General features: G+C 71.3%; 19 protein-coding genes. 5 read left to right on the forward strand and 14 right to left on the reverse strand.

What is annotated here, in order from left to right; genetic code table 11:
* The first annotated feature begins 182 nt into the window (after window positions 1-182).
* A complete protein-coding gene (locus ABD466_RS19770; protein ID WP_344658597.1) occupies window positions 183-1,760 on the forward strand; it encodes an SPFH domain-containing protein in 1,578 nt (525 codons plus the stop codon).
* Between the two features lie 183 nt (window positions 1,761-1,943).
* On the opposite strand, the gene ABD466_RS19775 is transcribed toward ABD466_RS19770, so the two are convergent.
* Window positions 1,944-2,168 carry a hypothetical protein gene (locus ABD466_RS19775; protein WP_344658576.1) on the reverse strand — a complete coding sequence of 75 codons (225 nt, stop codon included), beginning with the start codon at window positions 2,166-2,168 and terminating at the stop codon, window positions 1,944-1,946.
* 628 nt (window positions 2,169-2,796) lie between these two features.
* Window positions 2,797-3,414 carry a MarR family winged helix-turn-helix transcriptional regulator gene (locus ABD466_RS19780; RefSeq protein ID WP_344658577.1) on the reverse strand — a complete coding sequence of 206 codons (618 nt, stop codon included), beginning with the start codon at window positions 3,412-3,414 and terminating at the stop codon, window positions 2,797-2,799.
* A gap of 390 nt (window positions 3,415-3,804) precedes the next feature.
* Here ABD466_RS19780 and ABD466_RS19785 point away from each other — a divergent pair, with 390 nt between their 5' ends.
* Both ABD466_RS19785 and ABD466_RS19790 read left to right on the forward strand, forming a co-directional pair.
* On the forward strand, window positions 3,805-4,203 hold the full coding sequence (locus ABD466_RS19785) for a phage holin family protein (RefSeq protein ID WP_344658578.1): 399 nt from the start codon (window positions 3,805-3,807) through the stop codon (window positions 4,201-4,203).
* A gap of 75 nt (window positions 4,204-4,278) precedes the next feature.
* The gene (locus ABD466_RS19790) at window positions 4,279-5,178 is read left to right on the forward strand and encodes a fructosamine kinase family protein (protein ID WP_344658579.1); all 900 of its coding nucleotides are present in this window, start codon (window positions 4,279-4,281) and stop codon (window positions 5,176-5,178) included.
* Here ABD466_RS19790 and ABD466_RS19795 read toward each other — a convergent pair.
* The 6 genes from ABD466_RS19795 to ABD466_RS19820 all read right to left on the reverse strand — a co-directional run bounded on the left by ABD466_RS19795 (window position 5,175) and on the right by ABD466_RS19820 (window position 12,854).
* Window positions 5,175-6,209 (reverse strand): hypothetical protein, encoded by a 1,035-nt coding sequence (locus ABD466_RS19795; RefSeq protein WP_344658580.1) that lies wholly within the window; start codon window positions 6,207-6,209, stop codon window positions 5,175-5,177. The genes ABD466_RS19790 and ABD466_RS19795 overlap by 4 nt on opposite strands.
* Window positions 6,209-7,390 carry a WxL protein peptidoglycan domain-containing protein gene (locus ABD466_RS19800; protein WP_344658581.1) on the reverse strand — a complete coding sequence of 394 codons (1,182 nt, stop codon included), beginning with the start codon at window positions 7,388-7,390 and terminating at the stop codon, window positions 6,209-6,211. Before ABD466_RS19800 ends, ABD466_RS19795 begins: the two co-directional genes overlap by 1 nt.
* A gap of 115 nt (window positions 7,391-7,505) precedes the next feature.
* Window positions 7,506-9,176 (reverse strand): hypothetical protein, encoded by a 1,671-nt coding sequence (locus ABD466_RS19805; protein WP_344658582.1) that lies wholly within the window; start codon window positions 9,174-9,176, stop codon window positions 7,506-7,508.
* Between the two features lie 170 nt (window positions 9,177-9,346).
* Window positions 9,347-10,132 (reverse strand): LPXTG cell wall anchor domain-containing protein, encoded by a 786-nt coding sequence (locus ABD466_RS19810; RefSeq protein ID WP_344658583.1) that lies wholly within the window; start codon window positions 10,130-10,132, stop codon window positions 9,347-9,349.
* Window positions 10,133-10,206: 74 nt separating this feature from the next.
* Entirely contained in the window at window positions 10,207-10,971 is a 765-nt protein-coding gene (locus ABD466_RS19815) for a class E sortase (protein ID WP_344658584.1), read from the reverse strand.
* 53 nt (window positions 10,972-11,024) lie between these two features.
* Window positions 11,025-12,854 carry an acyl-CoA dehydrogenase gene (locus ABD466_RS19820; RefSeq protein ID WP_344658585.1) on the reverse strand — a complete coding sequence of 610 codons (1,830 nt, stop codon included), beginning with the start codon at window positions 12,852-12,854 and terminating at the stop codon, window positions 11,025-11,027.
* 200 nt (window positions 12,855-13,054) lie between these two features.
* On the opposite strand from ABD466_RS19820, the gene ABD466_RS19825 reads away from it, so the two are divergent.
* Complete coding sequence (locus ABD466_RS19825) at window positions 13,055-13,456, forward strand: SseB family protein (RefSeq protein ID WP_344658586.1); 402 nt, start codon at window positions 13,055-13,057, stop codon at window positions 13,454-13,456.
* A 7-nt stretch (window positions 13,457-13,463) separates the two neighbouring features.
* On the opposite strand, the gene ABD466_RS19830 is transcribed toward ABD466_RS19825, so the two are convergent.
* The 6 genes from ABD466_RS19830 to ABD466_RS19855 form a co-directional block, all read right to left on the reverse strand.
* Window positions 13,464-14,081, reverse strand: coding sequence for a hypothetical protein (locus ABD466_RS19830; protein WP_344658587.1), 618 nt, complete (start codon window positions 14,079-14,081; stop codon window positions 13,464-13,466).
* A gap of 116 nt (window positions 14,082-14,197) precedes the next feature.
* Window positions 14,198-14,596 (reverse strand): thioredoxin family protein, encoded by a 399-nt coding sequence (locus tag ABD466_RS19835; RefSeq protein ID WP_344658588.1) that lies wholly within the window; start codon window positions 14,594-14,596, stop codon window positions 14,198-14,200.
* 3 nt (window positions 14,597-14,599) lie between these two features.
* Window positions 14,600-15,262, reverse strand: a complete 663-nt coding sequence (locus ABD466_RS19840) for an ABC transporter ATP-binding protein (RefSeq protein WP_344658589.1) — start codon at window positions 15,260-15,262, stop codon at window positions 14,600-14,602.
* Entirely contained in the window at window positions 15,262-16,014 is a 753-nt protein-coding gene (locus ABD466_RS19845; RefSeq protein WP_344658590.1) for an ABC transporter ATP-binding protein, read from the reverse strand. The genes ABD466_RS19840 and ABD466_RS19845 overlap by 1 nt, the downstream gene beginning before the upstream one ends.
* Window positions 16,011-17,945, reverse strand: coding sequence for an ABC transporter permease (locus ABD466_RS19850; RefSeq protein WP_344658591.1), 1,935 nt, complete (start codon window positions 17,943-17,945; stop codon window positions 16,011-16,013). Before ABD466_RS19850 ends, ABD466_RS19845 begins: the two co-directional genes overlap by 4 nt.
* Window positions 17,946-17,952: 7 nt before the next feature.
* Entirely contained in the window at window positions 17,953-18,228 is a 276-nt protein-coding gene (locus ABD466_RS19855; RefSeq protein WP_344658592.1) for a hypothetical protein, read from the reverse strand.
* 118 nt (window positions 18,229-18,346) lie between these two features.
* Between ABD466_RS19855 and ABD466_RS19860 the strand changes: the two genes are divergently transcribed.
* Complete coding sequence (locus tag ABD466_RS19860) at window positions 18,347-18,979, forward strand: MTB12 C-terminal domain-containing protein (protein ID WP_344658593.1); 633 nt, start codon at window positions 18,347-18,349, stop codon at window positions 18,977-18,979.
* The last annotated feature ends 215 nt before the right edge of the window (window positions 18,980-19,194 follow it).

Here is a 19,194-nt window from a genome sequence, read left to right on the forward strand (position 1 = left end):
CGCAAGCGTGATGCAAACGTCCGCGCCGTTCTAAGCGCGCCCCGCCAGGAGTAGAACTTCCTTGGCACTCCGCAAGGTACGGAGGCCGCAGGGGAAGGAAGTGAACGGTGTCTACCGTTCCGTACGTCATCGGGGGAGCCGTACTCCTCATCGCAGTCCTGATCGTCATCCTGTTCAAGTCCATGTGGCGGGTGGCCGAGCCGAACCAGGCGCTGATCGTCTCCGGACGCCGGCACCGCGAAGGTCAGGACGGCCTGGGCTTCCGCATCGTCACCGGCGGCGGCAGCTTCGTCGTCCCCGGCGTCCAGGTGGTGCGCCGCCTGTCGCTGGACCTGAACGAGGCCGAGCTGGACGTCGAATGCGTGACCCGCCAGGGCATCCCGCTCCACGTCAAGGGCGTGGTGATCTTCAAGGTCGGGGACGACCACGCCTCGATCGCCAACGCCGCCCGCCGGTTCCTGGACCAGCAGGGCCAGATGGGCACCCGGGTGCACAACATCTTCGCCGGCCATCTGCGCTCCATCGTCGGCGGGCTGACCGTCGAGGAGATGATCGGCGACCGCGAACGCCTCACCGAGCAGACCCGCGCCACCAGCGGCACCGAGATGGAGAAGCTCGGCCTGATCATCGACTCCCTGCAGATCCAGGAGATCGGCGACCCGACCGGCTACATCAAGGCCCTGTCGGCGCCGCACGCCGCCGCCGTCACCCGCGACGCCCGCATCGCGCAGGCCGCCGCGGACCAGAGCGCCACCGAGGCCGAGGCGGAGGCCAACGCCCGCAAGGCCGAGGCCATGCGCAACGCCAGCATCCAGCAGGCCGGCTACCAGGCCGAGGTGGAGCAGGCCCAGGCCAAGACCCGGCAGGCCGGCCCGCTCGCCGACGCCCAGGCCCGCCAGGAGGTCGTGGTCCAGGAGACCCGCGTCGCCGAACTCGAGGCCCAGCGCAAGGAACAGCAGCTGCAGGTCGAGGTCCGCAAGCCCGCCGACGCCAGGGCCTACGAGACCGTCACCCTGGCCCACGCCGAACGCGAGGCGAAGATCCACGAAGCCGAGGCCCACGCCCGCGAGACCGAACTGCGCGCCGCCGCCGACGCCACCCGCGTCCGCACCGAGGCCGAGGCGGAGGCTCAGGCCAAGCGCGCCCTGGGCCAGGCGTCCGCGGACGCGGCACAGGCCCAGGCCCTGGCCGACGCCGAGGCCCGCAAGGCCCGCGGCCTGGCCGACGCCGAGGCCCGCAAGGCCGAGGGCCTCGCCGAGGCCACGGCCCGCGAAGCCCAGGGCCGGGCGAACGCCGAGGCGCGCCGGGCCCAGGGCCTGGCCGAGGCCGAGGCCGCCAAGGCCCTGGGCCTGGCCGAGGCCGAGGCGATCAAGGCCCGCGGCGAGGCCCTGGCCGAACACCAGGAGGCGATCATCACCCAGCAGCTGGTGGCCCAGCTGCCCACCGTGGTGGCGGCCGGTGCCAAGTCCTTCGAGAACGTCGAGCACATGGTGCTGCTCAACGGCGCCGACGGGGTGACCGACGTGTTCGGCAAGGCTCTGACAATGGGGGGCACGGGACTCGGCCTGGCGCGTCAGATGCTCGCCTCGATGGGCGACCAGGCTCTGCGCCGCTCACTGCCGGAGCAGAACGGCGCCGCGCAGCACGAGCCCAAGGGCACCGAGGGCATCGAGGGCATCAAGCGCACCGAGAGCACCGAGAGCACCAAGAACAACAGCGGCCACAAGGATCAGAGGGACACCGTGGTCATCACCGACTAGCACCAGGGGGCGGGGGGAACGGAAACGCTCGGCCGGAACACCCGGCCGAGCGTTTCCGTGAATGGTCTTCGGATCCTGAGAGTGAGCGGCGCTCCGTGGGGGAAAGACGAGAGTGAGACCCGCTTCAGGCGGGTCTCACCAGTCCCGGTACCGGGTTCGACGCCGACGGCGCCGGACCCGTTTCTAGTACAGGCCCTTGCGCTGCTTGTCCCGCAGCTTCTTCCGCCGGTAGGCCGGGATCTCCATCATGACCTTGTTGTATCCCCAGTACAGCGCGCCGGCTGCGACGACCACCAGGGCGAGCGTGACCAGCGAGCCCAGGATGGCGTGCACGATCGCCGAGATGACCCAGAACGCCACGACGACGCCCGCGATCGGGAGGGCGACCCACTTGAGCCAGAAGGGCATTGCGACCCCACCTTGTCCTTGTCGTTAACGAGACCCCTTGCTTCTATCCACTCAACGCCGTGGCCGGGACTCTAGTTCCCAGGTAACCACGCGATATGTCGCGTTGGCAAGCGGCCCTCGCGCGGCGGCCTGAGGCTGGGGTCAGTGTGACAGGAGTGACTTGAGTCACTGATGAGACATACGTTGTGCATGCGTCCCGTGACAAGGAAGAGATAGCTGACGCTCAATGTGCTGATGTGCGAACAATGCACTGATGTGCGCCCGTCTCACGCCTTGAGAATGGTCGAGCCCGCCTATGCGACGGCCTTTCCAGGCGCCCCTGATGGCAAAAGGCGTTATTACGACCTTCGCCCATGGTGGTGATGGCGCGGGATCGATGTCGGCCGGGCGGAAGGCTTGATGGCCGGCGGTTGAGGTGTTCACGATCCCGGCTCGGCGGGGGTTTCTTCGGGCGGCGGTCAGCCGGCCACCGGTTGGCCGGTCACCGGTTGGCCGGTGGTGGACGAGCCGGGCGCCGACCTGCGCCCGCCCACAAAAAAGACCCCCGCAATCCTTCGGGCCCGGCGCCTGCGCGCCGGGCCCAATAGCAGGGATCTTCTGGATTGTCGCGTGCGCTGGGCCGACCGGCTCAGCGCGCCGTCTTCTTGGCCGTCTTCTTGGCCGCCGTCTTCTTCGCGGCCGCCTTCTTCACGGTCTTCTTGGCGGCGGCCTTCTTGGCCGGGGCTGCCTTCGCCGCCGCGGTCTTCTTGGCCGGGGCCTTCTTCGCCGCCTTCTTCGCCGTCGTGCGGGTGGCGCGCTTGACCGGCTTGGGGGCCGCCTCCTCCTTGGTGAAGGGGGCGCGGGCCTGGTCCAGCAGCTTGGCGAAGGTGGCCTGGTCCTTGACCGCCATGGTGCCGGCCAGGGTCTTCTCGACGGCCAGCACCTCCTTGTCGGCCTTGGCCAGGATCCGCTTGCCGGCGGCGGTGATCGTGGTCTCCATGGCACGACCCTGGCCGGGCACCGAGCGGCGCTCGATGTAGCCCTTGAGGGTCAGGTTGCCGAGGACCGTGGTCATCGTCTGAGGGGTGACCAGGCAGCGCCGGGCCAGCTCCGCTCCGCTGATGCCGGGCTCGTCGTTGATCACGAGCAGGGCCGTGTACTGGGGGACCGTCACGCCCATCGGCCGAAGCACGGCGTCCTTGGCCCCGCTGAGTTCCTGTTCGAGGCTCTTGACCTTGTGGCCGAGCCGCTGTTCCACCGCAGTCATGGTGTGAGCATATCCGGCAAAACCCTTCATGAACCAATTCAGGGCCGTTCGTGGGATACCGACCCTGATAGCCAGGCGTGAAACCAGCCCTCTGCATCCGCCGATCAGGCGACATCAGTGGACGATGACGGAATCCAGTCACCGTCTGCTTGCCAGAGTACGGGTACTGGGGAATGTGTGCGCCATCGGTGGTCGATTTCTTAGAAACCTCTATCCGTACCGTGACCCGTGAGTCCTCTCGAAGTCCCCTTACGCCACTGTGGGCACATCGGGAACTGCGGAGGGTGTCCGTCCGGGCGTTCCGTTGTCCTGCCGATGTTCCGTCGTTGATTCCAAATGCGTCCCCGTCAACCCCTCGACGCCCCGCGCGAGGCGTGCGAGCATGCCGCGGTGAAGAAACTCCTGCTGAAGATCGGGATCAACGGCGTGGCCCTGTGGGTCACCACGCTGGTGGTGTCCGGCGTCACGATCCAGGTGGATCCCGGCGCTCCGGACGCGACCAAGCAGAAGGTGCTCACCGTGCTCGTCGTCGCGGTCATCTTCGCCGCGGTGAACACCCTGGTCAAGCCCCTCGTGCAGATAGCCACGTTCGGTATTTTCCTGCTGACCCTCGGGCTGATCACCTTCGTGGTCAACGCGCTCATGCTGGGACTCACCTCCAAGATCTGCGAGCACTACCACGTGCGCTTCCACGTGGACGGTTTCACCTCGGCGCTGCTGGGGGCGCTGGTGATCAGCGTGGTGTCGATCGCGCTGCACGCGATGCTCCCGGACGACGTCAAACGCTGAGAAACCGCGCGCAGCCGCCGGAAACGGTGGTGGCGGGGGACCGCCGGGGCCGCCACCTGCGGCTACGATCGCCATATGGCGAGTACTGTCGCGGACCGCGTGGCCGCCCTGCTGAACAGGGCCGTGCTCGGCGTGGCCGCCATCGGAGGCGGCTCCTTCGGGAAGACGTACCGCATACAGTTCTTCAGCGGCGGGGCGGCGTTCGTCAAGACCCTGGACGGTGCGGCCCAGGTGGCGGGTCCGGGCTACTTCGACGCCGAGGCCAAGGGCCTGCGCTGGCTGCGCGAGGCGGTGGGCACGGACGGCGCCTCCGGCGGCGTGCGGGTGCCGGAAGTGCTCGGCGTGGCCGAGGACATCCTGGTGACGTCGTGGATCGCGCCCGGGCGGCCGACCCCCGACGGTGCCGAGGAGTTCGGCCGGCGCCTGGCCTCCCTGCACGCCCGCGGCGCGCACAGCTTCGGTGCCGACTGGCCCGGCTACATCGCGGTGCTGCCCCTGGACAACAAGGCCACCGAGGACTGGGCGACGTTCTACGCCGAGCGCCGTGTGATGCCCTACGTGAAGCTGGCCCGCGACCGCGGCCACTTGGACGCCGACGGCGCACAGGTGATCGAAGAGGTGTGCACCCGCATCGATTTCCTGGCCGGCGAGGAGGAGCGTCCCTCGCGCATCCACGGCGACGCCTGGAGCGGCAACATCCTGTGGGACGGCCGCGGCGAGGGCTGGTTCGTCGACCCGGCCGCGCACGGCGGGCACCGGGAGACCGACCTGGCGATGCTGGCGCTGTTCCCGCCCCCGTATCTGGACCGGATCATCGCGGCCTACGACGAGGTGCACCCGCTGGCCGACGGCTGGCAGGAGCGCGTCCCGCTGCACCAACTGCACCCGCTGCTGGTGCACGCGGCGCTGTACGGGTCGGACTACGGGACGCGGGCGGCGTCGGTCGCGCGGGACCTGGCCGAGCGGCTGCGTTAAGGGTTCTCACTCACAGCAGTCTCAGGGGCCTCAGCCGTGGCGGTTCCGAGGTCTGGGGCCACCAGGATCCCGAGGGTGGCCGGTTCCACGGCCGAGAAGGGCCCTGGGACGGCCGCACCGCTGCGACGGCCGGCGACAGCACCCTGGCGGACCGGGAGGCCCGCGACGGCCGTGTAGCGCCGTCTCCGGCCCGCCAACAGGCACAACACGCCCAGGGCGAGGGCTCCCGGCGCCACGAGCTCGCCCCACGGCCGCACGGACGCGGACAGGGTGCGGACGGTGATCGGCTTGCCGGCGCCGCCGGTGGCGGCGCCCGTGGCGGCGCCGGTGCTGGTGGCGGTGTCAGTGGCGGTGCCCACCACGACCCCGACCTCGTAGTCCCGGAACCACCCGCCGGGCAGCGGCACCTCGTACACCAGCGTCCGCCGCTGCCCGGCCGGCAACGCGCCGCCGGTCCACGCCACCGGATACCGCCCCACCTGCTTCCCGCCCCGTGCCAGCGTCAGCGCGACACCGGGATCGTTCGCGGGACCGCCGCTGAGGTTCCCGAAGGTCAGCGTGACCCGCGCCGAACCACCCGCACCGATCTGGGTGAGGAACGGCGAGTCGTCGACCGCTGTCGCGTCCAGCAGCTTCGCGGTCCCCGGCACAGCCGGAGCCGCCTGCGGCAGGTAGCGCAGCCCGGGAATGCTCAACGGCGTGTCGACGGGGTCCGCGGAGGCCCCGCCGTACGGCGCGGCGTGCACCGTACAAGGGCACGGCGTCGGCGGTTCGGTCACGACCAGGTTCTGCCGGAATCCGCCGAAGGCGTCGGCCGTGGCGGAGGCGGCGTCGGCGATGGCGCAGGAGTTCGATGATCCCCCGATGCCGCAGACCTCCACCTGGAGCCGCGCGCCAGTGGGGAAACCACTGCCGGTGACGACGATGTGCTCCCCCACCTTCGCCGTGTCCTTCGACAGCGTCAGCGCGGGCATCGTGGGTCCCGCATGCACCACCGCGGCCAGGGCGGCGGTGAGGACCAGCCGGAGCATCAAGGCGCCGCGGCCTTCGACGTCTCCCGCCGTCCTCCGCCTCCGCTGCGTTTGGCGGGCGAGGGCCGGCCGGGACGGATGCGGCGCGGGCGCCGGACCGGCGGCGGGTTCCTGCGGCGGCGCCGGAACACGGACGCCGCGACCTCCGCGGCCACGATCAGCACCACGGCCAGGATCGTCAGCCACGGGATCAGCGTCAGCGAAGCCGACGCGGTCGACGCCACCGCCGGCGACACCGCGTCGTCGGTGACGTCCAGGTGCAGCGTGCCGATCTCGAAGGGCGGGAGGTGCTTCCACTCCTGCGCGAAGTCGATGCTCTGTCCCGGCAGGATCTGCGGCAGTTGCACCGTTCGGTCGATCAGGGTGCCGAACACGCCGGTGGCGCGCAGGTGCGCCTTCGGGGTCTGGAGCAGGTTGCCGCTGTTGGTGATGGAGGCGGTCACGCGGCCGTCGCCGTCGCGCAGATACGCCGGGAACGGCGCCGAGCCGGAGACCTTCAGCCCGCTGACGGTGAGCCCGCCCACCGCCGCGCCGTCCACGTGCAGGTAGAGGCGGGCCGCAACCACCCGCTTGATACCGACCTGCACGTTGCCCTGTTGCTGCACGCTCTCTACGGCGGTGTCCATGCCGGAGATCCCGCCGACGTGGTCGCCGGGCGTGGCGTCCGCGGGGATCGCGATGGTGACCGGCACGACGGTGGAGGTGCGTGCCTGGACCGTGACGGTGGGGAACGACGGCCGGACCCACGTGCCCACGCCGGTCATCGCATAGCCGTGGTCGCGCAACGCGAACTGGCCGTCCTTCGGGGTGTTGTAACCGTCGGCGCCGTAGACGTAGTACGTGATCGGGTGGTCGGTGTAGTTCGAGATCGTCAGGCCGTCCTCCAGCGTCGTGCCGGGGCGGCCTTCGAGGATGAAGTACTGGCGGGCGTTCGCCGCGGCGCCGGGCTTCGGCGCGGGCTGCACCCACCAGGAACCGTTGTCGTGCGCGGTCTTGGTGGGATCGCCGGAGGATGAGGGGGACGGCGAGGGTTTCGGACTCGGGCTCGGACTCGGGCTCAGACTCAGACTCGGGCTCAGGGCCGAGACCGGCGGGGCGGCGGCGAGCATCCCGGCCGCCAGCGTCGCGGCGAGCACCGTCACGACTCGGCGGAAACTGCGCTGGACCACGGCGTTCCCCACGGGTGATCTCCTCCACGCTCCGGCGGTGTGGTGTGATGGCAGTGGCTTCCGTGGGGCGAATGGACCTCGCCCCACGGAAGCCGCCTGTGTTCCCTGCGTCAGCGTGTTGTGGCGCCTACTGCAGGGAGATCGTGACGGTGCCGGTGTAGGTGCCCTGGAGCACGTACGCCGGGACCTTCAGGGTGAGCGCGGCGCCGACCAGGAAGTCGCCGCCGGTGACGGTCGGCGGGTTGGTCCCCCCGGCCGCCTGCGAGCACAGGGTGATCGCGGTGTTCGGGTCCAGTGCCCCGCCGGAGCCGGCCGTCGGGGTCGACGGGTACGGCGGCGTGCCCGCCGGGTTGCCGGCGCAGCTCAGGCCGCTCGCGGTGACGTTCCCGGCCGGGATCGGCGCCGCGCCCTGGTTCCCGTACGGACCGCCGGTCAGGGCCAGGTCCGACATGGTGGCGTTCAGGACCCAGCCGTTGGTGGTGCCGCGGAAGTCCTGGACGTCGATCTGCTGCAGCGCACCGGGCTGGTTGTGGACGGTGCCGTTGAGGGTCACGTCCGGGAAGGACACGGCACCGGCGTTCTCCGCCATCTGCAGCGGCCCGCCGTTGACGGCCACGTTCGCGCCCTGCGGGATGGAGCACGTGCCGTGCGACGACACCGCCGCGCCGGCCGCGTCCGCGGTGCAGGAGCTGTTGGCGAACGTGAAGGTCGCCGCCGCGCGCAGGGTGGTGCTCGGCACGCCGCCGACCAGTTCCGCGCCGCCGATGGCGGCGATCGCCGTGCCCGGCACGGTGTAGTTGCCCGCGACGTGCCCGTTGGCGCCCGCGGTCAGCGTGATCGGGCTGCCGACCGGGTTGCCGGTGCCGTCCACGCCGCTGATCGCCACGGTCGCCCCCGGATCCCAGTTGTCGCCGGTGAGGCCGACAACGGTGCCGGGACCGCCCGAGGACGGCGACGCGGCCAGCGTCGGCGCGCCGAGCACGGTGACCGCGGCCGGGACCGCCCCGCTGGTGCTGCCGGTCAGGATCACCTGGCCGGCGCCGGTGGCGGCGGCGGCCGGGATGCCGATCGAGCCGGAGATCGCCCCGCCGGCCGGGACGGTGAGAGCCGTCCCCGCGGTGACGGTGCCCGCGCTGTCCTTGAACGACGGCGTCACCGTCTCCCCGGCGATCCAGCCGGCGCCGCTGAAGTTCTCGGTGGCGCCGGGGCGGATCACGCTGGAGGCGACCGACGCCGAGGCGTTGGTCGCGGTGACGCTCGCCGCGACCCCGGCCCCGCCGGCGGTGCACTGGATCACGACGCCGAACTGCGCGACGTCCTGCTCGTTGTCCCCCGGCGTGAACGTGTAGGTGCCGGTGGACGTCGGGGTGAACGTGGCGGTGAAGTCCGGGATCTGGAACGTCCCGCCGGCCGGGACCGGCGCCGGCGGGAACGCCGCCGAGGAGCCGGTGTCGATGGTGCCGCTGCCGGCCCCGCCGACCACGATCTTCGCCTTGGCGGTGGCCGCGTTGGCGATCGGGATGCCGGTGCCGGCCGGCGCCGTGGAGGTCGAGTAGTGCCAGGTGATGGTCACCGGGGTGCCGACCGAGACGGTGCTCGACGAGGTCGTCAGCGTGACCTGCGAGCTGTAGTCCGCCGGCGGCGGGGCCAGCACCGCGTTGTTGCTGGTGCAGCCGGTGTAGTTCACCGTGGTGGTCCCGGCCGAGGCCGCGGGCGCCAGGGCGGTCGCGGTGGCCAGGGCCGCCGCCAGCGTCCCGGACAGGACCGCGGCCCGTCTGGATATGGATCTGTGTCTCACTGGATGGTGCCCTCTCCGTGAAGGGGGGTGACAAACCCACGGGCCGGCGGCCCGCAGGGATGGGTTGTCGTGCACCTGATCTGATGGAGTGTCAGCTATTCATGGGCAGCTCTCGTGCGAAGTCAATACGCACGTTCGAAGAGACGCTCCGGAAAGCCGTGTCAAGCGGGTCAGCCGTGGCTCCCGCGCCGGCGCCGGGTGGCCGCGATCCCGGCGCCGCCGAGCACCGCGGCCAGGCCCGCGCCCCCGAACAGCCACCGCCCGTCGAATCCGGTGTGCGGCAGGGTGCTGAGAGTCGAGGTGCTGGTCGTGGCGGTAGCCGCGGTCGTGGTAGCCGACGTCGCGGTACTCGTCGATGTCGTACCGCCGGTGCCGGCTGCCACGGTGATGGTCGCGGCCGCGGTCGCGCCGCTGGCCTTGCAGTTCACCACGACGCCGAACTGCGCCACGTCCTGCTCGTTGTCCCCGGGCGTCAGCGTGTAGGTCCCGGCGGCGGTCGGCGTGAAGGTCGCGGTCATATCAGGGATCTGGAACGTTCCCCCGGCCGCGACCGGCGACGGCGGGAACTTGGCCGAGTCCGCGGTCGTGATGGTCGACGACGCGGCGCCGGCGACGAGGATCTTCGCCTTCGCCGTCGCCACGTTCGCCACCGGGATGCCGACCGGGCCGGGCGCCGTGGACGTCGAGTAGTGCCAGGTGATCCTGATCGCCTGGCCGGTCTTGAAGTCGCTCCCCTGCGGGGTCAGCGTGACCTTCGTGGTGTAGTCCGGCGGGGCCGCCGCGAGCCCCGGATTGCTGCTGGTGCAGCCGCCGTACTTGACGTCGACCTGGGCGGCGCTGGCCGACGGCGCGAACGCGGCGATCGCCACCGCGGCCGCCGTGACCGCGCCGCCGAGCACGGTCGCGCGCCACGTCAGGCGTCTGCTTCGGACTGCGGGAAGGCCGGAGTGCTCCATGGATGCCTCCTGACATCGACTGGCCGTTCGAACGGTCTAGCCATTGACGGAGGAATCTGACGGAGTGTCAATAGTCATGTGCGGGACCGGGACGAGACCAGGTGGCCGGTCACGATCATCCGCTGCGTCGAGGACCACCACGGGTTGCAGGTCGTCAGGGTGATGAGACTCCGGCCGGGCACCGGCGCGAGCACGCCGACGTCCGACGGCTGGACGATCACCGGATCGGCGTCGATCTCGTAGGTGAACCAGGCCTTCGCGGTCTCGACGGTGACCAGGTCGCCGGCGCGGAGTTCGTCGAGATGGCGGAACGGCTCACCGTGCGTCTTGCGGTGGCCGGCGACCGCGAAGTTGCCGACTTGGCCGGGCAGCGCCGTGCCCGGGTAATGGCCGGTCGCCTTGTTCAGGACGTCCATGCCGATGCCTTCGAGGACCGGGATCCCGGAGCCGTCGGCGCCGGAGCCCAACCGCGGGATGTGCAGGATCGCCACGTAGGAGCCGTTGCGGAGCAGCGCCGACGGCGTCGACGGCGGCGCGGCGACCGGGGCCGCGGTCTGGGGCGCCGGGGCCCCGGAGGTGGCCGGGGGCACCGCCGTGGGGGACGGCGGCGTGGCGGCGGACCGCACCGGCGGAGTCGGCGGCGCGGGCGGCGCCGCCGCGGCCGAAGCCGTCCATTGTCTGTGCATGGCGCCGACCTCGTCGTCCATCACCTGCCGGCCGACCAGGTTCGTGTAATAGAGCTGATACACGATGAACAAGGCCGTGAGGACCGAGAACGTCACCAGCAGCTCGCCGACGGTCCGGACCGTCCCACGCAGAACCGCCCCTACTCTCGCCATGTCGGCGAAGGGTAGGGGCGGTCGCGTGATTTGCGAAGAGCCTTCGGCGCGGCTTAGAAGGCCTCCTCCGGCACGTCCATCAGCGAGTTGTCGGTCGCCTCGACGATCGCGCGCTGCGCGGCCAGCAGCGGCAGGATGTTCCGGGCGAAGAACTTCGCCGCGGCGATCTTGCCGGTGTAGAACGGCACGTCACGCTCCGCGGCGCCGCCGGCCAGCGCGGCCTGCGCCACGGTCGCCTGGCGCAGCAGCAGCCAGGAGACGATCACGTCGCCGAGCGCGAACAGGAAGCGCACGGTGTTCTGCGCCACGACGTACAGCTGCTTCGGGTCGGACAGCGACTCGCCGGCCTTGTCCAGCATCGCCTTCAGCATCGCGCCGACCTCGGCCTGCGCGGTGGACAGCAGCGCGCGCTCGTTCGCCAGCTCCTCGCCGCCGGGGCCGGCGGCCAGGAACGTGGTGATCTCCTCGTTGAGCGCGTTGATGGCGACGCCGCCGTCCTTCACGATCTTGCGGAAGAACAGGTCCAGGGACTGGATCGCGGTGGTGCCCTCGTACAGCGAGTCGATCTTGGCGTCGCGGATGTACTGCTCGTGCGGGTAGTCCTGCAGGAAGCCCGAGCCGCCGAGGATCTGCAGCGCCTGCGCCAGCTGCTCGTAGGACTTCTCCGAGCCGTAGCCCTTCACGATCGGCAGCAGCAGGTCGTTCATGCGCTCGGCGTGCTTGTCCTCCTCGCCGGCGGCGCGGGCTATCTCGATGGTGTCCTGGAAGGTCGCGGTGTAGAGCACCAGCGCGCGCATGCCCTCCACGTAGGCCTTCTGCGTCATCAGCGAGCGGCGCACGTCCGGGTGGTGGGTGATGGTGACGCGCGGCGCGTCCTTGCCCGGGGTGGTCAGGTCCGCGCCCTGCACCCGCTGCTTGGCGTACTCCAGGGCGTTCAGGTAGCCGGTGGACAGCGTGGAGATGGCCTTGGTGCCGACCATCATGCGCGCGAACTCGATGATGTTGAACATCTGCGCGATGCCGTCGTGCACCTCGCCCACCAGCCAGCCCTTGGCCGGGGTGCCGTGCTGGCCGAAGGTGACCTCGCAGGTGGTGGAGGCCTTCAGGCCCATCTTGTGCTCGACGTTGGTGACGAAGGCGCCGTTGCGCTCGCCGAGCTCGCCGGTCTCCCAGTCGAAGTCGAACTTCGGCACGATGAACAGCGACAGGCCCTTGGTGCCGGGGCCGGCGCCCTCGGGGCGGGCGAGCACCAGGTGGATGATGTTGTCGCTGAGGTCGTGCTCACCGGAGGTGATGAACCGCTTCACACCCTCGATGTGCCAGGTGCCGTCGTCCTGCTTGATCGCCTTGGTGCGGCCGGCGCCCACGTCCGAGCCGGCGTCCGGCTCGGTCAGCACCATGGTGGAGCCCCACTGGCCCTCGACCATGCGCGCCGCGACCTTGCGCTGCTCCTCGGTGCCGAGGTTCCAGATCACGGTCGCGAAGTCGGCGCCGGAGGTGTACATCCAGATCGCCGGGTTCGCACCGAGCACCAGCTCGGCCACCGACCAGCGCAGGGTGCGCGGCGTCGGCGTCCCGCCGAGCTCGGTCGGCAGGCCCAGCCGCCACCACTCGGCGTCCATGAACTGCTTGTAGGAGCGCTTGAAGCTCTCCGGCAGCGTCGCGGAGAAGGTCTCCGGGTGGTAGATCGGCGGGTTCCGGTCGGAGTCGATCAGGCTGGGCGCCAGGTCGTCCACCGCGAGGCGCTCGACCTCGGCGAGCACCGACCTGGCGGTGTCGACGTCCATGTCGGCGTACTCGCCGGTCCCGTACACCTCGCCGCGGCCGAGCACCTCGAAGAGGTTGAACTCGATGTCCCGGAGGTTCGACTTGTAGTGGCTCATCGCCGTGGCTCCCATGGTCCCGGACCGGCTCAGGGTTGCGTTCCGGTCGTACTGGTGAGTAATAACAGCTCCCACCAGGATGCTACCCACTGGTAACTAGCCGCAAGCCCGAGTCCCGGTGGATTCCGCCATCGGGTCGGTGAGGTGGATCACGCGAGCCCGGTGCATCGGGCCGCACACGGCGGGTAGGCTCTAGTCGCGTGTACGGCTATCCCCAGGAGCCCCCGCCGTCGCAGGTGGCCAACGCCGCGTTGAGCGACGCGATCCGCGCGTTCACCGGCGGCGTGATGGGACCGGAAGACTTCTACACCGTGTTCAACAGCGCCAAGATCTTCTGCCCGCGCGGCGAACAGCCCGGCTTCCTGGCGCTGCACGACACCCCGGAGCCGGTGATCCCGATGTTCAGCTCGCTGGCCGAGCTGCGCGCCTACTCCGGCGAGGAGTCCCGCTACTTCACCGTGACCGGCGGCGAGGTCCTGGACCTGCTGCCCACCGGATACGGGATCGTGCTGGACATCGAGGGCGAGCACCGGATCGTGTTCGACGCGAAGGCGATCGAGCAGATGACCGCCTACGCGATGCAGCGCCTTTACGGGGGCTGACCGGCCCTCACTCCCAGGTCCGCCAGCGGTCGGTGCTCACGGTCAGCCCGATGGGGTCGGGCAGCCGGAAGGACTCCCCGAACGGGACGGTCTCGGACCGGGTGAACCTCCCGCTCTCGACATCGGGCTTGGCGAACAGATACGCCTCGGCCACCTCGGGCGCCCGGTCCACCAGCAGGTAGCACGGCACGCCGAGCCGGGCCAGCTCGGTGCGGGTCGGATGCCCGCGCCGCCGCGCCGCCCCGGGCCGGCGCCCGGCGGCCGCGTCCGGCGCGGTGACCTCGATCGCCACCAGCTCGCCGAGCCACGGGGACGTGAAGCGCTCCCAGGACTCGGTCCAGCGCTCGACGTCGACCACCGCGAAGTCGGCGTCGCCCTCGACCAGCATCCGGACGTCCCGCGGGCACTCCGCGCCCCGGCCGTTGACCAGGCTGGCCAGCACCGTGGAGAAGGTCTGCGCCGAGGTCAGCCCGGAGGCCCACGACACGAAGACGTCGCCGCCGATGACCTCCACGCGGGACGGGCAGCGGAAGCCCAGCCAGTGCCCGAGCTCGCCGCGGGCCCACAGGTCCTTCTCGTCGGCCGGCCGGTCGGCCTTCATCCGGAGGGTGGCTGTCGCCATCATGATTCCCGCCTTTCCTTGATCGTCGCCCCCGGGCACCAGTGGAACAGCCCGGGTCGGCGATCGCGAAGCGGAAATGCCGCAATTCACTCGATCGTGTCAATACCCTTATAAAGCGCTCAGTGCCCGCCGGCCAGGAACCGCACCAGATCCTCCGGCTTCATCCGCCGGGCCCGCGCGAACTCGCCGTCCGCCGAGTCGAAGCGGATCTTGCCCTGGGGGTTCAGCACCGACAGCGCCGGGATGCCCCCGGCCACCGGATGGTTGAAGTCGGCGTCCAGGTCGGCGTGCCGGTCGCGCTCCCCGCGCTCGGTGCCCACGCTCACGGTCACCAGGTGGTACTTCCGCGCCAGCAGCTCGGCGACCTCGGGATCCGCGGTCCAGTCCTCGAACGCGGTGCAGTCGGGACACCAGCGCGCGCCGAACACCAGGAGGATGTCCTTGCCGTCGGTGGCGGCCGCGCTGCGGGCCTGGGCCAGATCTGCTCGGGGGTCGCGGGACGGGTCGAACAGCTCCATGGTTCACAAGGTAGCGGCGTCGAACTCGGCAGGGGAACCCGTGGCCGCCAGTTCCCCGCGTCGCAGGACGTGGACACGGCCGGCGAGGGCGAGCGCCACGCGGGGGTCCGGCTCGGCGAGCAGCACGGCCCGGTCGGGGTGCGTGGCGGCGAGTCCGGCCAGGACCGCGTAGAGGCGTGCGGCCAAGGCAGGGGCCAGGCCGTGGGACAGTTCGTCGACCATCAGCAGCCGCCACGGGGCGAGCAGCGCGCGCGACAACGCGAGCATCTGCTGCTCTCCGCCGGACAGCAGCACGGCGCGCCGGCGGGCCAGGGCGTCGAGGTCCGGGAAGGTCTCGAAGGCCGGGCCCAGGTCGCGGCCGGCGGCGAAGAGCTCCAGGTTCTCCCGCACGGTCAGGCTGCGGAAGACCCCGCCCTCGTCGGGGACGAGCATCAGGCCCGCGGCGGCACGGCGGCCGATCGGCGCGCGGGTGATGTCCGAACCCTGCCACAGGATGCGGCCCGACGAGGGACGCAGGTATCCGGCGATCGCCCGGACCAGCGTGGACTTCCCGGCGCCGTTGCGGCCGAGGACGGCGGTGACCCCGCCGGCTCCGACGTCGAGGCTGACGCCGTGCAGCGCCTCCAGCGGCCCGTACCGGACGCGGAGCGCGTCGACGGTGAGCATCAGGCCTCGCCGACATAGAGCTCGCGCGCCAGGGGTGCGGCGACCACTTCCTCGGGGCGGCCGGAGAGCAGGACGCGACCGGACACCATGAGGTGCGCGGTGTCGGCGACGGCCGTGACGAAGCGCAGGTCGTGCTCGACGAGCAGGATCGCGAGACCGTCGTCGGCCAGGGTGCGCAGGACGCCGGCCAGCCGCGCGATCTGGTGGTCGTCCAGACCGGAGGCCGGTTCGTCGAGCAGGAGCGCCGCGGGTGCGGCGGCGAGGGCCCGGCCGAGCTCGACCAGCCGCATGGTGCCGGTGGGGAGGGTCCCGGCGGGGACGTCGGCGAGGGCGGACAGGCCCAGCCGGTCGAGCACGGCGCCGGTGGCGGCCCGCACGGCGGCCCGGCGCGGATCGGGCAGGCCGAGCAACCCGGCCACCAGCGGCCGGCCCCGGCGGTTCTCGGCGCCCACGCGGACGTTCTCGGCGACGGTCATCCCGGCGAACAGCTCGATGCGCTGGTACGTCCACGCGATCCCGGCCCGCGCCCGGAGGTGCGGCGGCAAGCCGCTGAGATCGCGGTCGCCGAGGACCACGGTCCCGCCGTCCGTGGCGTCCATCCCGGTGACGCAGTGGAACAGCGTCGTCTTGCCGGCGCCGTTCGGACCGATCAGCGCCGTCACCGCCCCCGCGGGCACGTCCAGGTCCACGCCGTCGACCGCCGCCAGGCCGCCGAACCGGCGTCGCAGCCCTCTGATCACCAGGCCGGTCATCCGGTCCGCCCCGCTCGCAGCCGGGTCGCGACCGCGCGTCCCGCCGGGCTGAGGCGCCGCTTCCCGACCGGCCGCCCGGCCGGTGTGGCGAGCCAGTGCCCGGCACGCCGCACCGCGGCCCCGATGCCGCCGGGGAACCTGCCGAGCAGCACCGCGCCGACGCCGATCAGCAGGCCGGACACCCCGACCACCGTGCCGGCGTCGACCGCGACCAGGGCCGCGGCCCCGACGACCGCGCCGACCGCCGAATCCACGCCCCACACCGCCACCGCCGCGAACCAGACCAGGCCCTGGACCGGGTCGAAGTCCGTCGGGTTGAACGCCTGCGCGGCCGAGGCGGTCAGGGCGCCGCCGAGTCCGGCCAGGCCCGCGGCGCACGCGAAGACGAACACCTTCATCCGGCGGACGTCGACGCCCGCCGACACCGCCGCCGCCTCGGAGTCCCGCAACGCCGCCAGCGCCCGGCCCAGCGGGCCGGTGTGCAGCGCGCGGACCAGCAGCAGCGCCAGGACCAGACAGGCGAGTTCGAGCCCGTAGAACCAGTGGTCGTCGGTGAACCCCGGCGGCCGGAACACCGTCAGCCCGCCGACGAACACCGGCTGGGCGAACACGAAGCGCGCCACCACCGCGGCCGTGGCGAAGGTCGTCAGCGCCAGGTAGAGGCCCCGCCGGTGGATGGCGACGCCTTTATCGACCGACACAGCACCGGTGAACCAGCCGACCGGCACCACCAGCAGCGGCCCGAGGAACAGCGCCGCCAGCCAGGGCACACCGCCGTCAGCGAGCTTGGCCATGAACAGCGCGCCGAGCCCCGCGTAACCGGCCTGCCCCAACGAGATCTGGCCGGCGTAGCCGGTGGCCACGACCAGCGACACGAACACCACGGCCAACGCCGGTACCGCCAGCGCCGCGCGGAGGTCCGCCGGGTCGAAGAACAGGGGCAGGACCGACGCCAGGGACAGCGCGCCCAGCGGCAGCCGGGAGACCGGATCGGGACTCGAAGGACGCCGCGCACCGGCCCGATGCAGCCCTCCGCCGATCGCCCCCGCGTCCCGGATCCCCAGCCGGGGCAGCACCATCAACGCCGCGAACAGCACCAGCACGAACAGGTTCGTGTGGAACGCGTCGACCAGCCCCTGCCACCGCGGCGCGGGGTGCACGGCCGTCAGCTCCGTCTGCCCGACGCCGATCGCCAGGGCGGCTCCCACCGCGACCGGCAGCGACGTCAGCCGGGCCAGCACCGCGACGCCCATCGTCTCCAGCACGGTCAACGTGAGGCTGTAGGGGTCCAGGTGGTAGACCGGCGCCCACAGGACGCCGGCGAGCCCGGCCAGGAACGAGCCGAACGCCCAGCCCGCCGCCGCGAGCCGATCGGCGGGCACCAGCGCCGCCGCCAGGTCCCGGTCGTCGACGACCGCCCGCACCATCAACCCGGCCCGGGTCGCCTTCAGCACCACCGTCAACACCGCCGCGACCAGTGCCACGACGCAGAGTTCGACGATGGTCGCGAAGGGAAGCCGCAGCGCACCCGGGAGCCGGACGTCGCCGGCGGGCAGCAACGACGGCGCGTCCACCGACGAACGGCCGCCCCACAGCAGGAAGACCAGGCCGAGCTGGAGCACCAGCACACCCAGCGTCGCGACCAGCAGCCCGGAGGCGCCGGCGCGCCGCAACGGCCGGTACACCAGCCGCTCCAGCGCCAATCCGATCCCCGGCGCGACGATCCCGAGCACCAGTACCGCCGCCACACCGACCGGCATCCCCCAGACCCGCACGCACTGCCACATGACGTAGGCGCAGAAGACCGCGATGGCGCCGAAGGCGATGTTGAAGACGCCGGTCACCCGATACGTGGCCAGGAGCCCGACCGCCGCCAGCGCCGCCACGCAGCCGATCGCCAGCCCGTTCAGCGCGAGACCGGCGTAGAACATGGCGCGGCTACTCCTCGACCGCGTCGGTCAGCAGCTCGTGCAGTTCGGCGATCTTCCGGGCGGTGGCGGGGTCCGTGGTTCCCGACACCGCGAACACGAAACCGCACACGACGAGCACCGCTCCGGGTATGGACGCGGAGGCCAGATACGGCAGCTGCTTGGCCGCGACCGCCTCGCCGGAGATCAGGTACCAGCCCAGAACCAGGAGCAGCACGCCGACGACGATCACCGCCCCGCCCAGCGCCAGCCGCGTCCGCCGGTCCAGGTCATCGAGGCGGGACATGGGCTCAACGCCCTCCAGTCACGGTCAGTGAGACGCGAGTGTCTGTGGACCCTTACTGAAGATGATGGTATGTCAGGTTCCAAGATGCCGGGAATACTCTCCAGGAGCGTGATCCTCCGTGATATCTCGACGCACATCGCTCGCCCGAACCGGTGCCACCCTCGCGGTCGCCGCCCTCCTCGCCGCGGGCTGCTCCTCCAGCAAGTCCTCCCCCTCGGCGAGCGGCGGCAGCACCACCAGCGCCGCCGGTTCCAGCGCAAGCTCCAGCAGCGCCGCCTCGTCCTCCTCGTCCGCGTCCATGTCGTCGTCCGACACCGCCAGCCCGAGCACGAGCGGCAGCAGCTCCGCCCCGGCCGGCGGCCAGCCCAGCGACGTGGCCGGCGCCACCCAGGCCGTGAAGGACGCCTACAACAAGTTCTTCGACAACAGCATCGACACCGCCACCAAGGCCTCGATGGTCCAGAACGCCGCCAAGGTCCAGGGCCTGCTGACCGCCCTGGCCGCGGCCGCGAACGGCGCCAAGTCCTCGATCCAGGTCAACAACGTGACCTTCGACAGCGCCACCAGCGCCAAGGTGGACTTCGCCATCCTCCTGAACGGCCAGCCCGCCCTCCCGCACGCCAACGGCACCGCGGTCCTCGACTCGGCCTCCGGCCACTGGCAGGTCGCGGACGCCACCTTGTGCCAGCTGGCCGGCCTGATCCCGGGCACCAGCGCGGACGTGCTGAAGGCTGCCGGCTGCAGCGGCTGAGCTCGGCCTTGCGCGTCTGTGTAGGAGGCGCGCCCGGCGGCGGTTCCTGAGGCGCCGGCCGGGGTTCTTTCCCGGTCGGCGGTTTGGAGTTTCCGGTTGCGGTTGCGGTTGCGGTTGCAGCTCCAGCTCCAGCTCCAGTCAAAGGCTTATTACGACCTTTGGCCATGGTGTTGAAAGCTCGCTGGAAATCGCAGTTCGTTGCCTCGTATCCGGGA

The organism is Catenulispora subtropica, assembly GCF_039531675.1.
Classification (GTDB): domain Bacteria; phylum Actinomycetota; class Actinomycetes; order Streptomycetales; family Catenulisporaceae; genus Catenulispora; species Catenulispora subtropica.